The sequence below is a fragment of the Paracoccus sp. S4493 genome (assembly GCF_000967735.1).
In the GTDB taxonomy this organism is placed as follows: Bacteria; Pseudomonadota; Alphaproteobacteria; order Rhodobacterales; family Rhodobacteraceae; genus Paracoccus; species Paracoccus marcusii.
On the sequence record NZ_JXYF01000009.1, the window covers coordinates 1 to 13,425 of the forward strand.

A 13,425-nucleotide genomic window follows, 5' to 3' on the forward strand; every position below is an offset into this window, starting at 1 on the left:
GACACCAACTCCGGTGAGGCTGAGCATGTCTACAGTGGTGATTGAAGAACCGTCGCTGGACACGGGTACGATTACGGGAATGTTGCCGTTGTCAGTGACCTGCGGCCGTCCGTCAAAATTGTCGACCCTAACCTGGCTAAATCGATTGGAAGGTTCGCCTTCAAGACGAAAAGTGCCGTTTACGATATCAGCAAACATGAAATGCCTCAAAATGTGCCACCTAATCTACTGCACTAATGTATCCGCTGAACCTGTCAACTGGCGATCTAGTTAGGTGTTCCTTCTAGACGCGTAATTGCGAAGGCCCTACTGTAAAACAGCCGTCTGAACCGCATTCTATACGATTGGTCGGTCATCACCATCCCTCGAAGAAAAGCTATGCAAATTTGGTTGCGGAAGTGCTGAAGACGATTCATGCGCTTGCGTCGGGAAAGCAGGATAGTAAGCCTCATTGCTGGCTAGCTGCTAGGCCACGTTCTTCCGAAGTATCGAGCTTGGCCTACGAACTGCCCAGGGATAAACGATATGGTTTCCGCTCGCGTGCTGCGCGGTCGATGCTCTCGTTGATAAGCGTTCAGGTTTTCCAGCGCTTCGCGGATAAGGAGCACTGGAATGATTTCCATTGCCGGAGGTGGTTCCCTACGGATGGTGTCCATAAATTGACTGGCCATGCCCATGATACGCTCTGAATAGCCCCGTGTTTCTTAGACACCTTTGTGTGTCATCTTCTGCCACCGTTCGAACTCGACTGGTGACAGCATCCCGTTCCTCGCATGCTGGTGCTTCGGGTTGTAGGACATCTTGGTGTAATCGAACACGTCCCGCCTGGCTTCTTCGCGGGTCCGATAGGTTCGCCGTCTGATCCGTTCCCGCTTGAGGAGGTTGAAGAAGCTTTCCGCCACCGTGTTGTCGTGGCAGTTTCCTCGGCGGCTCAAGGAGTGCTCAAGATTGTGGGCGCGCAAGAAGGCGGCCCAATCCATGCTGGTGAATTGGCTGCCTTGATCGGAGTGGATCAGCACCTTCGCCTTGGGTTTGCGTCGCCAGACCGCCATGAGCAGGGCTTGCAAGACGACGTCCGTGGTCTGGCGGCTTTGCATCGACCATCCGATGACACGCCGGGAATAGAGGTCGATGACCACCGCGAGATAGGCAAAGCCCTCCTGCGTCCGGATGTAGGTGATGTCCGTCACCCAGACACGATCCGGTGCTTCGACGTCGAACTGCCTGTCGAGGGTCTTGTCGACCATGACCGAAGGCTTGCCTCCGTAGCTGCCCGGACGCCGCTTGTAGCCGATCTGCGCCTTGATCTCTGCAAGCTGTGTCAGTCTGGCTACGCGGTTCGCGCAGATACTTTCTCCCTGCTCCAAAAGATCGTCGTGCAGTTTGCGATAGCCGTAGACCTTGCCGCTGTCGGTCCAGGCATTGAGCAGCGTCTTCGTCTGCCGCTTGTCTTCCATCGCCCGATTGCTCAGCGGCACCTGAAGCCATGCATAGAACCCGCTTGGTTGGATGCGCAGGCACCGGTACATAGCCCTGACGGAAAACGGCCCTCGATGCTCGGCCACGAACGCGTATCTCACCTTGCATCCTTGGCGAAATACGCGCTCGCCACTGTCCTCGGACTGATGGCGGACAGGGCTCGCCCTTTTTTAGAATGTCCCGCTCCTCCGACTCGCGCGCCAGCTCGCGCTTTAGCCGACGGACCTCGACATCCTTATCGGTCTCGCCTGTGGCCGCCTTCGCGACCTTGCGCTTCCACGCATAGAGCGAATGCAGGCTGACCCCAAGCCACTCCGAAACCGCCGTGATCGGGTAACCCGCTCCGTGATCTGTGCGACCGCGTCACGCCTGAACTCGTCTGTGAAATTGCCTGTGCCCATCACGGCCTCCTTGCCTCAAGGTTAGCGAAGAAGGCGTCTAGGAACATGGGGCTATTCAATCATACGAAGCGCTCTTTGGTTCGCTGAACCAAGGAGAACAGGAACGTACAGTGAAAACGTCATTACGAGCTATTATAAAAAGCGTATAATCACGGTGATTGCTGGTGGTTCGACGTTCTACGCTTCGTTCACATCGAAGATGTCAGGGGTTCAAATCCCTTATCACCCACCATTTCCCTTGCCGGTTTGCGCTTTTCGCCGCGGGCGCCTATATCGGCGGCCTTGACGCGCAATCCCGGACTGCCCATGCCCGACCCGATCAGTGATGCCGCGCGCCTTTCGGTCGCGCCGATGATGGACTGGACCGACCGCAACTGTCGGCGGTTCCACCGGCTGATGTCGCGCCGTGCGCTGCTGTACACCGAGATGGTGACCGCGCCGGCGATCATCCACGGCGACCGGCCGCGCCTGCTGGATCATGACGCCGCCGAACACCCGGTGGCGCTGCAATTGGGCGGATCGGACCCTGCGGAACTGGCCCAGGCCACGCGCCTGGCCGCCCCCTGGGGTTATGACGAGATCAACCTGAACTGCGGCTGTCCAAGCGACCGCGTGCAGTCCGGCGCCTTTGGCGCAATCCTGATGACCACGCCGCAGGTGGTCGCCGATTGCGTGGCGGCCATGCAGGATGCCAGCGCCGTGCCCGTGACCGTCAAGTGCCGCATCGGGGTGGACGACCAGCAGGCCGAACAGGTGCTGCCCGAATTTCTGGACATGCTGCAGCGAACGGGTATCCGGCGTGTGACGATCCACGCGCGCAAGGCCTGGCTCAAGGGCCTGAGCCCGAAGGAAAACCGCGAGGTCCCGCCGCTGGACTATCCGCTGGTCCACGCGATGAAGGCGCAGTTCCCGGCGCTGCATCTGTCGATCAACGGCGGCATCGCGACGCTGGATCAGGCCCGTGACCAGCTTGCTGTGATGGACGGGGCGATGATCGGCCGCGCGGCCTATCACGAACCGTGGAACATCCTGGGCGGCGCGGATGCGCTGTGGGGCGACGTTCCGCCCTTTGCCGCCCCGGCCGAGGTCGCCGTGGCGATGCGCCCGATGATCGTCGATCACATCGCCAAAGGCGGGCGGCTGCACCAGTTCACGCGGCACATGCTGGGCCTGTTCCACGGCCAGCCCGGCGCCCGCGCCTGGAAGCGCACCCTGTCCGAGGGGGCGTCCAAGGGCGGGATCGAGGTCTATGACGCGGCCCTGGCGCAGGTGACCGAGGCCGCGCTGGCCTAACCGGCGGTCTTCTCCGCGACCTTGGCCGCGTTCCACAGGCGGTCCATCTCGGCCAGGTCGCTGTCCTCGGGGCGGCGGCCGTCGGCGGCCAGCGCGGCCTCGATGGCGGCAAAGCGGCGCGTGAACTTGGCGTTGGCGCGGCGCAGGGCCAGTTCGGGGTCGATCTTCAGGTGGCGGCCCAGATTGGCCATGACGAACAGCAGGTCGCCGAACTCCTCCTCCATCGCGTCGGGGCCCAGGGTGTCGCGGGCCTCGACCAACTCGGCCGTTTCCTCGGTGATCTTGTCCAGGACATCCGCAGGGCCGGGCCAGTCAAACCCCACGCGCGCCGCCCGGTTCTGCAGCTTAAGTGCCCGCGTCAGCGCGGGCAGACCCAGGGCAACCCCGTCCAGCGTGCCGCGTTCGGCCTTGCCGGCCCGTTCGACGGCCTTGATCGCCTCCCAGTCCTTGACCTGCTGTTCGGCGGACTTGTCGCGGGATTCGTCGCCGAAGACATGCGGATGCCGGAAGATCAGCTTGTCGCTGATCGCGGCGGCACAGTCGGCGAAATCGAACATCCCGGCCTCGCGCGCCATCTGGGCGTGAAACACCACCTGAAGCAGCAGGTCGCCCAGCTCTCCGGGCAGCTCGTCCCAGGCTTGGCGCTGTATCGCGTCCTCGACCTCGTGGGCCTCCTCGATCGTGTAGGGCGCGATCGAAGCGAAGTCCTGTTCGATATCCCAGGGGCAGCCGGTCTTGGGGTCGCGCAGGGCGGCCATGATGTCCAGCAGACGCGTGATCTGCGCGGCGGGGTCGAGGGTCATTGCAATTCCCTTCGTCAGGCGGAAGATGGCCCATCGACTGCCACAGCATAAGGCCCAAGTCCACATGCCCGTTCTGAACCGCATCGCCGATTTCGCAGATCAGATGACCGAATGGCGCCGCCACCTGCACCAGCATCCCGAACTGGGCTTCGACTGCGGCCAGACCGCCGCGTTCGTCGCGGCGCGCCTGCGCGAGTTCGACGTGGACGAGATCCACGAGGGGATCGGCCGCACCGGAATCGTGGCGATCATCCGCGGGCAGGGAGAGGGCCCGACCATCGGCCTGCGCGCCGACATGGACGCCCTGCCCATGACCGAGACGACGGGCCTTCCCTGGGCCTCGACCGTGGCGGGGCGGATGCATGCCTGCGGGCATGACGGGCACACGACGATGCTGCTGGGGGCCGCGAAGTACCTGGCCGAGACCCGCAACTTTGCCGGCCGCGTCGCGCTGATCTTCCAGCCCGCCGAGGAGAATGGCGGCGGCGGCGACGCGATGGTCCAGGACGGGATGATGGACCGTTTTGCCATCGAACGCGTCTTTGCGATGCATAACAATCCCGGCCAGCCGACCGGCAGCTTCCAGACCACCCCCGGTCCGATCATGGCCGCCGTCGACACGTTCGAGATCGACGTGCAGGGCCGCGGCGGCCATGGCGCGATGCCGCACCTGACCGCCGACCCGATCGTGGCCGCCGTGGCGGTGGTCGGGGCGATCCAGACGATCAGCAGCCGCAACCATCACACCGCCGACGACCTGGCCCTGTCGGTCACCCAGATCCACACCGGCAGCGCCGACAACATCGTGCCGGACACGGCCTATATCTGCGGGACGGTGCGGACCTTTGCGCCGCATGTGCGCGACATGGTGCGCCGCCGCATGACCCAGATCTGCGACGGGCAGGCCCAGGCCTATGACGTGGAGATCCGCCTGAACTATCAGGAAGGCTATCCCGCGACGGTCAACGATGCCGAACAGACCGCCTTTGCCGTGCGCGTCGCCAAGGAGATCGCCGGCCCCGCCAATGTCGATCCCGACGCCGGCCGCGAGATGGGGGCCGAGGATTTCAGCTATATGCTGAACGCGCGGCCCGGCTGCTACCTGTTCCTGGGGCAGGGGGACGGCGCGGGGGTCCATCACCCGGCCTATGACTTCAACGACTCGATCTCTCCGGTCGGGGCCAGCTTCTTCGCGCGGCTGGTCGAACGGGCGCAGCCGGCGCAACCCTGATCACAAGGACGTTCGCCGCCCTTGCCAGCAAGGCGGCGGGCGCTTTCTTGCCAAGGGCGGACAGCGCGGCTAGGTTGCGCGCCAATCCTGACGCGGCCCCGGTCGCGCCCCCAGACCGAAAGGACCCTTGATGTTCGTGACCCCCGCCTATGCCCAAGCCGCCGGCGGCGCCGGTGCCGGTGCTGCATTCGCGCAGTTCATCCCGCTGATCCTGATCTTCGCGATCATGTACTTCCTGATGATCCGCCCCCAGCAGAAGCGTCTGAAGGCACATCGCACGATGGTCGAGAACGTCAAGAAGGGCGACCGCGTCGTCACCCAGGGCGGCATCCTGGGCAAGGTCGTGTCGGTGGGCGAGGACGAGCTGGAGGTCGAGATCGCGACCGGCGTGCGTGTCCGCGTGATCCGCAGCACCCTGGCACAGGTCGTCACCAAGACCGAACCTGTCGCCGCAAACAGCTGAAAAGGCCCTAGCCAAGATGCTTCAGATCGACCGATGGAAGCGCGTCCTGATTTTCGGGATCTGCCTTCTGGGCCTGCTATATGCCTTGCCCAACGCCTTCTACGCCCGCGTCGAGGCGCATAACGATGCCGTGGCCCAGATCGAGGCCACCGGCGTCGAGACGCCCGAACTGGCCGCGGCGCGGGATGGGTGGCCGTCGTGGATGCCGTCGCATCTGGTCAATCTGGGGCTGGACCTGCGCGGTGGCGCCCATCTGCTGGGCGAGGTGCAGGTCGACCAGGTCTACAAGTCGCGCATGGATGCGCTGTGGCCAGAACTGCGCCGCGCGCTGTCGGATGCCCGCGACACCGTCGGATCGGTCCGCCGCGTGGCCTCCCCCGACGGCGTCCTGGCCATCGAGATCGGCAATGCCGACCAGATGGCCGCCGCGACCGAGATCGTGCGCGGATTTTCCACGCCCGTCACCACGCTGACCGGCGCGGGCCAGCAGTCGCTGGCAATCAGCACCCAGGGCGCGACCCTGACCATCCAGCTGTCAGATGCCGAAAAGGCCGTCACCGACGACCGCACGATCCAGCAATCGCTGGAGATCGTGCGCCGCCGTGTCGACGAGGTCGGCACGCGTGAACCCACCATCACCCGCCAGGGCGAGGACCGCATCCTGATCCAGGTGCCGGGCATCGGATCGGCCGCGGAACTCAAGGAGCTGATCGGCACCACCGCGCAGCTGACCTTCAACCCGGTCGTGGGCACCACCGCCGACCCGCAGGCCCAGCCCGGCGTCGGCCAGACGATCGCGCCGTCCATCGACCAGCCGAACCTGTTCTATATCCTGGAGCAAAGCCCCGTCGTCACCGGCGAGGATCTGGTGGACGCCATGCCCGCCAGCGACGAGAACGGCCTGCCTTCGGTCAACTTCCGCTTCAACCCGACGGGGGCGCGGGCGTTCGGGGCCTATACCTCGGCCAATATCGGCCAGCCCTTCGCGATCGTCCTGGACAACGAGGTCATCTCGGCCCCGGTCATCCGCTCGGCGATCACCGGCGGATCGGGCCAGATCTCGGGATCGATGGACTTCGACCAGGCGAACCAGCTGTCGATCCTGCTGCGCGCCGGCGCCCTGCCGGCCGAGCTGACCTTCCTTGAGGAACGCACCATCGGCCCCGAACTGGGCCAGGACAGCATCGAGGCCGGGCGCATTTCGGCCATCGTCGCCACCGGGCTGGTCGCGGCCTACCTGATCGCCAGCTATGGGCTGTTCGGCGTGTTCGCCTCGATCGCGGTCGCGGTCAACGTCATCCTGATCCTGTCGATCATGAGCATGATGGGCGCAACCCTGACCCTGCCGGGCATCGCGGGCATCGTCCTGACGGTGGGCACCGCGGTCGACGCCAACGTCATCATCTTCGAGCGCATCCGCGAGGAGCTGCGCCGCGCCAAGCGGCCGTTCCGCGCCATCGAGGACGGCTTCCGCGAAGCGATGAGCGCGATCATGGACGCCAACGTCACCAGCTTCATCGCGGCCGCGGTCATGTTCTATCTGGGCTCGGGCCCGGTCAAGGGCTTTGCCGTCACGCTGACCATCGGTCTGGTCACCTCGGTCTTCACGGCGATCTTCCTGACGCGCCTGATGATCCTCACCTGGCTGGAATGGCGCAAGCCCGTCCAGCTGAACCTGTAAGGGGGACGCAATCATGGCCTTCCGTCTGAAACTGGTCCCCGACGTCACCCGGATCGACTTCTTCCGCTGGCAATGGCTGACCGTCGGGGCGTCCGCCGTGGCGGTGGTCGTGTCGATCCTGGCCACGATCTTCATGGGGCTGAACTACGGCATCGACTTCCGGGGCGGCACGACGATCCGCACCGAAAGCACCACCGCCTTCGACATCGGCGACTATCGCCAGGCGTTGGACGGCATGGGTTTCAGCGACGTGTCGATCACCGAGGTGTTCGACCCGTCCTTCGGGGCCGACCGCCACGTCGCCATGGTCCGCATCGGCACCACGGACGAGGCGGGATCGGTCTCTCCCGAACAGCTGGCCGAGGTCGAGGCTGCGTTGCAGCAGGTCGACCCGCAGGTGACCTTCGCCTCGGTCGAATCCGTCGGACCCAAGGTGTCGGCCGAACTGATCCGCACCGCCATCATGGCGGTGGCGGCGGCGACGATGGGCATCCTTCTGTACATCTGGCTGCGGTTCGAATGGCAATTCGCCATCGGGGCGGTGGTGGCGCTGTTGCACGACATCATCCTGACGGTCGGCATCTTTGCGCTCCTTCAGATGAAGTTCGACCTGACGACCATCGCGGCGCTGCTGACGACATTGGGCTTCTCAGTCAACGACACGGTCGTGGTCTTCGACCGGCTGAGGGAGAACCTGATCAAGTTCAAGACGATGAAGCTGATCGACGTCATGAACCTGACCGTGAACGAGACGCTGTCGCGGACCGTCATGACCGCGGTGACCACTGCCATCGCTCTGACCGCGATGCTGGTCCTGGGCGGCGACGTGGTGCGCGGGTTCGTCTTCGCGATGCTGTGGGGCGTGTTCGTGGGCACCTATTCCACGGTCTATGTCGCCAAAAGCGTCGTTCTGTGGCTGGGCGTGAAACGCGACTGGTCCAAGGACGGCGACGGTCCCAAGAAGAACGTGTCCCCCTTCGAGGGCGCCGAGGAGGTCTGATGCCCGCCCTGACGCCTACGGATTTCACCGGCCAGAACGCGGTCGACGGCTATGGACCCGGCTTCTTCCGCATTGCCGGAAAGGTCCATCAGGGCGCGCAGGTGGTCGAGCCCGACCGCGTGACGCCCTGGGGCGGGCTGGACGATCCCGGCCCGCTGCTGGCGCTGGCCGGGCACGTGGACGTGCTGTTCCTGGGCCTCGGGGCGCAGGTCGGCTATGCCCCGCGCGACCTGGCGGCGCAGCTGGACGCGCTTGGCGTGCGGGTCGAGGTGATGGCCTCGGCCACCGCGGCACGCACCTACAACGTCACCCTGTCCGAAGGGCGGCGCGTCGCCTGCGCCCTGATCCCCGTGTGAGCCTGCTGGCCGTCCATGACCTTGCCGTCGCGCGCGGAGGTCTGCGGACGGTCGAGGGCGTCAGCTTTGCTCTGGACCCCGGTCAGGCGCTGATCCTGCGCGGCCCGAACGGGCTGGGCAAGACCACGCTGCTGCGCACGGTCGCGGGGCTGCAATCCCCCGTCGCAGGGCGGATCGACATGGCCGACGACGTCGTCGCCTATGCCGCCCATGCCGACGGGCTGAAACCGGCCCTGACGGCGCGCGAGAACCTGACATTCTGGGCGCGGGTCTTTGGCGGGCAGGGCGTCGATCGGGCCTTGGCCGCGATGGACCTGACCACGCTGGCTACGCGTCCCGCCGCGGCGCTGTCGGCGGGGCAGAAACGCAGACTGGGGCTGGCGCGACTGCTGGTCACAGGCCGTCCGCTGTGGGTGCTGGACGAGCCGACGGTGTCGCTGGATGCCGCCTCGGTCGCGCGCTTCGCGCAGGTTGTGGCCGACCATCTGGGGCAGGGCGGTGCGGCGCTGATCGCCACGCATATCGACCTGACCCTGCCGCAGGCGCGCGTCCTGGACCTGACCCCGTTCCGCGCCCGGCCCGGCGCGCCCGTCGCGCGGCCGTCCGGCTTCAACGAGGCGTTCGGATGATCGCGCTCTTGATCCGCGACCTGCGTCTGGCCACGCGGGCGGGCGGCGGGTTCGGCCTGGGCGTCGCGTTCTTCCTGATCCTGTCGGCGCTGGTGCCCTTTGGTGTCGGTCCGGACCGTGCGACGCTGGCCCCCGTGGCGCCGGGCATCCTGTGGGTCGGGGCGCTGCTGGCATGCCTTCTGTCGCTGGATCGCATCTTTGCGCTGGATCACGAGGACGGCAGCCTGGACCTGCTGGCCACCGCCCCCCTGCCGCTGGAGGGGGCGGTCGCGATCAAGGCCCTGGCCCATTGGATCACCACCGGCCTGCCGCTGGTGCTGGCCGCCCCGATCTTCGGGCTGCTGCTGCACCTGCCGATGCAGGCCGTGCCGGCGCTGGTGCTGTCGCTGGCCCTGGGCACGCCGGCGCTGTCGATGCTGGGGGCCTTCGGGGCGGCGATCACCGTCGGGCTGCGCCGGGGGGGGCTGCTTTTGTCGCTGTTGGTCCTGCCGCTGTATATCCCCACACTGATCTTCGGCGCCGAGATCACCCGCCGCGGGGTAGAGGGGCAGGCCATCGGCACGCCGCTGGTGTTCCTGGCGGGCATCACGCTGGCGGTGCTGGCGCTGATCCCGCTGGCGGCAGCGGCGGCGCTGCGGGTCAATCTGCGGTGAGACGCCCTTGAGGGCGCGGGGAAAACAGGGAATACACGGACACATGTCGATCTGGGAATACGCAAACCCCGCCAAGTTCATGCGCACCACCGAAGGGGCCTTGCCCTGGCTGGTCGGCAGCGCCGCGATCTGCTGCGTGGGCGGGGTGGTCTGGGGCTTCCTGACGCCCGAGGATTTCCGCCAGGGATCGACGGTCAAGATTGTCTTCCTGCACGTGCCCGCCGCGATGATGGCCATCAACATTTGGGTGATGATGCTGGTCGCGTCGCTGATCTGGATCATCCGCCGCCACCATGTCAGCGCGCTGGCCGCCCGGGCCGCGGCCCCCATCGGGGCGGTGATGACGCTGATCGCGCTGGCGACCGGGGCCATCTGGGGCCAGCCGATGTGGGGGACGTGGTGGGAATGGGACCCGCGCCTGACCTCGTTCCTGATCCTGTTCCTGTTCTACATCGGCTATATCGCGCTCTGGGCATCGGTCGAGGATCCCGACAGCGCCGCCGATCTGACGGGCGTGCTGTGCCTGGTGGGGTCGGTCTTTGCGCTGCTGTCGCGCTATGCGGTGCTGTTCTGGAACCAGGGCCTGCACCAGGGCGCCAGCCTGTCCGTCGCCCCCGGAGAGCGGATGTCCGCGGTCTATCGCCACCCGCTGTACCTGTCGATGCTGGGGTTCTTCCTGCTGACGCTGGCGCTGATCCTGATCCGCACCCGAACCGAAATCCGCAAGCGCCGCCTGGCCGCGCTGCAAGCCAGGGAGATGCGCGCATGATCGATCTTGGACGGTATGCCGGCACCGTGCTGGCCGCCTATGGGGTCAGCATCGTGCTGATCGCGGGGCTGGTCTGGCACACCGTCGCGGCCAATGCCCGCGCCCGCCGCGCGCTGCAGGAGTTCGAGCGCAATGGCTAGGATCGCGCCGCTGATGCTGCTGCCCCCGCTGGCCTTCGCGGCGCTGGCCGCGACCTTCCTGTGGGGCATGAACCGCGATGATCCGGGCAGCGTGCCGTCGGCCATGATCGGGCGCCAGGCGCCGCCCGTGCCCGCCACGACCCTGCCCGGCAAGACCCAGCTGACCGACGCGATGCTGCGCGAGCCGGGGGTCAAGCTGGTGAACTTCTGGGCAAGCTGGTGCCCGCCCTGCCGGATCGAACATCCGACCCTGATGGCGCTGTCCGAACAGCTGCCCGTCTATGGCGTCGATCTGCGCGATGTCGAGGCCAACGCGCTGCAGGTCCTGTCCGCAGACGGCGACCCCTTCGCGGCGCTGGCGACCGATCCGCGCGGACGGGCAGCCATCGACTGGGGCGTGACCGCGCCGCCGGAAACCTTCATCGTCGATGGCGACGGGACGGTTCTGTACCGGTTCGCCGGGCCGCTGGTCGATGCCGATTACCAGACGCGATTCCTGCCGGAACTGGAACGCGCACTGGCCGACCAGGACTAGGCCGCTTGCACCCAGTCCCCTTGCGCGACATGCTGACCCAAAGGCACGCACAAATAGGGGAGACGGCAGATGACACGGACAGGTCTGGCACTGGCGCTGCTGATGGGCAGCACCACCTGGGGCATGGCCCAGCAGGCGACCGACGCGATCGCGCCCGAGGCCGCGTCGGGCACGCAGATCGCGACCGAAGGCTTTGGTGATCTGACGCAGGCCGCCCGCGACGGGCTGGCCGCCAAGGCCGAGGGTCGTGCGGTCACCGCCCCCGACTGGATGATCAGCGCCGCCCACCCGCTGGCCGTGCAGGCCGGCGCCCGCGTGCTGGAACAGGGCGGCAGCGCGGCCGACGCGATGGTCGCGGTCCAGGTCGTGCTGGGCCTGGTGGAACCGCAAAGCTCCGGCTTGGGCGGCGGGGCGTTTCTTGTCTGGTACGACGCCGCCACGGGCGAGGTGACCACGCTGGACGGCCGAGAGACCGCACCGATGGCCGTGACCCCCACGCTGTTCCAGGATGACGAGGGTCAGCCGCTGGACTTCATGGAGGCGGTGGTGGGCGGTCGGTCCGTCGGTACCCCCGGCACGCCGCGCCTGTTGGAGACCGCGCACCGCAAATGGGGTCGCGCCAACTGGGCCGGGCTGTTCCAGGACGGCATCGATCTGGCCCAGAACGGGTTCACGGTGTCGCCGCGGCTGGCCTCGCTGGTCGCGTCCGAAGGCGATGCCCTGGCCCGCTATCCGGCGACGACGGACTATTTCTTTCCGGGCGGTCAACCCGTCGCGCAGGGGGCGACGCTGACCAACCCCGCCTATGCCGACACGCTGCGGGCGCTGGCCCGCGACGGTGCGGATGCCTTCTATGACGGTCCCATCGCGGACCAGATCGTCGCGGCGGTCCGCGGGGCCGAGGACAATCCCGGCCTGCTGACCCGGTCCGACCTGTCGGCCTATCGCGTCGTGGAGCGTCCGGCGGTCTGCGTCGAGTATCGCGATCACGACGTCTGCGGCATGGGGCCGCCATCCTCCGGGGGGCTGACGGTGGGGCAGATCTTGGGGATGCTGGGCGGCTATGACCTGGCTTCGCTTGGCGCCGAAAGCCCCGAAGCGTGGCGCCTGATCGGCGACGCCTCGCGCGTGGCCTTCGCCGATCGGGGCCGCTTCATGGCGGATGCCGATCATGTGGCGATGCCGACCCAAGGGTTGATCGACCCGGCCTATCTGGACGAACGCGCAGCCCTGCTGCAGGGCGACGACAGCCTGCCAGAGGTCAGCGCCGGCCAGCCTGGGTGGAGCCATGCCGCCCTGTGGGGCCAGGACAGCGCGCTGGAACTGCCCTCGACCACCCATATCTCGATCGTGGATGGCGACGGGAATGCGCTGTCGATGACCACCACCATCGAGAACGGTTTCGGGTCGCGGGTGATGGCGGCGGGGTTCCTGCTGAACAACGAGCTGACCGATTTCAGCTTTGAGACGCATGACGCGGACGGCTGGCCCATCGCCAACGCCATCGCGCCGGGCAAGCGGCCGCGGTCGTCGATGGCGCCGACCATCGTGCTGAAGGACGACGCCCCGGTGATGGTGATCGGATCGCCGGGCGGCAGCCGCATCATCGGCTATGTCGCGCGGGCCATCGTGGCGCATCTGGACTGGGGCCTGGACATCCAGGCCGCCGTGGCCGGGCCGAACCTGGTGAACCGTTTCGGCCCGATGGACGTCGAGGCGGGGCTGCCCGCGGCCCTGACCGACGGGCTGACCGCGATGGGGTTCGCGCTGAACGAGACCGAGCTGACATCGGGCCTGCAGGGGATCGTGGTCACCCCCGACGGGTTGCAGGGCGGCGCCGACCCGCGCCGCGAGGGCGTCGCCATCGGCGGCTGATCCGGGCCGGGCGGGGGCTGTCCCCGCGTCGGTCCTCGCTGGGTTTTCGGCAACAAAGATGCCCGCCCCGCCGTGGTCGGCGCCCATCCTGGCCCTGGTCATGAAAAAACCCCCGGC

The 13,425-nt window shown here is 66.7% G+C and carries 14 protein-coding genes and 1 pseudogene; 12 read left to right on the plus strand and 3 right to left on the minus strand.

Annotation, left to right across the window (positions count from 1 at the left end):
• Positions 1-198 (minus strand): hypothetical protein (locus TW83_RS21770; RefSeq protein ID WP_204245709.1); only part of this gene is annotated, 198 nt, incomplete at its 3' end.
• Between the two features lie 506 nt (positions 199-704).
• Positions 705-1,880: pseudogene (locus TW83_RS02075) on the minus strand (IS3 family transposase).
• A gap of 306 nt (positions 1,881-2,186) precedes the next feature.
• Between TW83_RS02075 and dusA the strand changes: the two are divergent.
• On the plus strand, positions 2,187-3,173 hold the full coding sequence (gene dusA / locus TW83_RS02085) for a tRNA dihydrouridine(20/20a) synthase DusA (protein WP_045981121.1): 987 nt from the start codon (positions 2,187-2,189) through the stop codon (positions 3,171-3,173).
• Here dusA and mazG read toward each other — a convergent pair.
• Positions 3,170-3,976 carry a nucleoside triphosphate pyrophosphohydrolase gene (gene mazG / locus TW83_RS02090; protein ID WP_045981122.1) on the minus strand — a complete coding sequence of 269 codons (807 nt, stop codon included), beginning with the start codon at positions 3,974-3,976 and terminating at the stop codon, positions 3,170-3,172. The two genes, dusA and mazG, sit on opposite strands and share 4 nt — an antisense overlap.
• A 64-nt stretch (positions 3,977-4,040) precedes the next feature.
• On the opposite strand from mazG, the gene TW83_RS02095 reads away from it, so the two are divergent.
• The 11 genes from TW83_RS02095 (at position 4,041) to ggt (ending at position 13,308) form a co-directional block, all read left to right on the plus strand.
• Complete coding sequence (locus tag TW83_RS02095) at positions 4,041-5,207, plus strand: M20 aminoacylase family protein (RefSeq protein ID WP_045981123.1); 1,167 nt, start codon at positions 4,041-4,043, stop codon at positions 5,205-5,207.
• A 130-nt stretch (positions 5,208-5,337) separates the two neighbouring features.
• Positions 5,338-5,670 (plus strand): preprotein translocase subunit YajC, encoded by a 333-nt coding sequence (yajC, locus tag TW83_RS02100; protein WP_045981124.1) that lies wholly within the window; start codon positions 5,338-5,340, stop codon positions 5,668-5,670.
• A gap of 16 nt (positions 5,671-5,686) precedes the next feature.
• Positions 5,687-7,351 (plus strand): protein translocase subunit SecD, encoded by a 1,665-nt coding sequence (secD, locus tag TW83_RS02105; RefSeq protein ID WP_045981125.1) that lies wholly within the window; start codon positions 5,687-5,689, stop codon positions 7,349-7,351.
• 13 nt (positions 7,352-7,364) lie between these two features.
• Positions 7,365-8,351, plus strand: a complete 987-nt coding sequence (gene secF / locus TW83_RS02110) for a protein translocase subunit SecF (RefSeq protein WP_045981126.1) — start codon at positions 7,365-7,367, stop codon at positions 8,349-8,351.
• Entirely contained in the window at positions 8,351-8,707 is a 357-nt protein-coding gene (locus TW83_RS02115; RefSeq protein WP_045981127.1) for an Mth938-like domain-containing protein, read from the plus strand. The genes secF and TW83_RS02115 overlap by 1 nt, the downstream gene beginning before the upstream one ends.
• Entirely contained in the window at positions 8,704-9,336 is a 633-nt protein-coding gene (gene ccmA, locus TW83_RS02120) for a heme ABC exporter ATP-binding protein CcmA (protein WP_045981128.1), read from the plus strand. Before TW83_RS02115 ends, ccmA begins: the two co-directional genes overlap by 4 nt.
• Complete coding sequence (gene ccmB, locus TW83_RS02125; protein WP_045981129.1) at positions 9,333-9,989, plus strand: heme exporter protein CcmB; 657 nt, start codon at positions 9,333-9,335, stop codon at positions 9,987-9,989. The genes ccmA and ccmB overlap by 4 nt, the downstream gene beginning before the upstream one ends.
• Before the next feature lie 43 nt (positions 9,990-10,032).
• Positions 10,033-10,758, plus strand: coding sequence for a heme ABC transporter permease (locus TW83_RS02130; RefSeq protein WP_045981130.1), 726 nt, complete (start codon positions 10,033-10,035; stop codon positions 10,756-10,758).
• Complete coding sequence (ccmD, locus tag TW83_RS02135) at positions 10,755-10,898, plus strand: heme exporter protein CcmD (RefSeq protein ID WP_045981131.1); 144 nt, start codon at positions 10,755-10,757, stop codon at positions 10,896-10,898. Before TW83_RS02130 ends, ccmD begins: the two co-directional genes overlap by 4 nt.
• Positions 10,891-11,433: a DsbE family thiol:disulfide interchange protein gene (locus tag TW83_RS02140; protein ID WP_239441267.1), complete on the plus strand. Its 543-nt coding sequence runs from the start codon at positions 10,891-10,893 to the stop codon at positions 11,431-11,433. Before ccmD ends, TW83_RS02140 begins: the two co-directional genes overlap by 8 nt.
• A 69-nt stretch (positions 11,434-11,502) precedes the next feature.
• On the plus strand, positions 11,503-13,308 hold the full coding sequence (ggt, locus tag TW83_RS02145; RefSeq protein ID WP_045981132.1) for a gamma-glutamyltransferase: 1,806 nt from the start codon (positions 11,503-11,505) through the stop codon (positions 13,306-13,308).
• The last annotated feature ends 117 nt before the right edge of the window (positions 13,309-13,425 follow it).

What these genes read in the sequence shown, in the direction of transcription:
- dusA (WP_045981121.1), top strand. Translation starts at nt 2,187, where the DNA reads ATGCCCGACCCGATCAGTGATGCCGCGCGCCTTTCGGTCGCGCCGATG.
- mazG (WP_045981122.1), bottom strand. Translation starts at nt 3,976, where the DNA reads ATGACCCTCGACCCCGCCGCGCAGATCACGCGTCTGCTGGACATCATG.
- TW83_RS02095 (WP_045981123.1), top strand. Translation starts at nt 4,041, where the DNA reads ATGCCCGTTCTGAACCGCATCGCCGATTTCGCAGATCAGATGACCGAA.
- yajC (WP_045981124.1), top strand. Translation starts at nt 5,338, where the DNA reads ATGTTCGTGACCCCCGCCTATGCCCAAGCCGCCGGCGGCGCCGGTGCC.
- secD (WP_045981125.1), top strand. Translation starts at nt 5,687, where the DNA reads ATGCTTCAGATCGACCGATGGAAGCGCGTCCTGATTTTCGGGATCTGC.
- secF (WP_045981126.1), top strand. Translation starts at nt 7,365, where the DNA reads ATGGCCTTCCGTCTGAAACTGGTCCCCGACGTCACCCGGATCGACTTC.
- TW83_RS02115 (WP_045981127.1), top strand. Translation starts at nt 8,351, where the DNA reads ATGCCCGCCCTGACGCCTACGGATTTCACCGGCCAGAACGCGGTCGAC.
- ccmB (WP_045981129.1), top strand. Translation starts at nt 9,333, where the DNA reads ATGATCGCGCTCTTGATCCGCGACCTGCGTCTGGCCACGCGGGCGGGC.
- TW83_RS02130 (WP_045981130.1), top strand. Translation starts at nt 10,033, where the DNA reads ATGTCGATCTGGGAATACGCAAACCCCGCCAAGTTCATGCGCACCACC.
- ccmD (WP_045981131.1), top strand. Translation starts at nt 10,755, where the DNA reads ATGATCGATCTTGGACGGTATGCCGGCACCGTGCTGGCCGCCTATGGG.
- TW83_RS02140 (WP_239441267.1), top strand. Translation starts at nt 10,891, where the DNA reads ATGGCTAGGATCGCGCCGCTGATGCTGCTGCCCCCGCTGGCCTTCGCG.
- ggt (WP_045981132.1), top strand. Translation starts at nt 11,503, where the DNA reads ATGACACGGACAGGTCTGGCACTGGCGCTGCTGATGGGCAGCACCACC.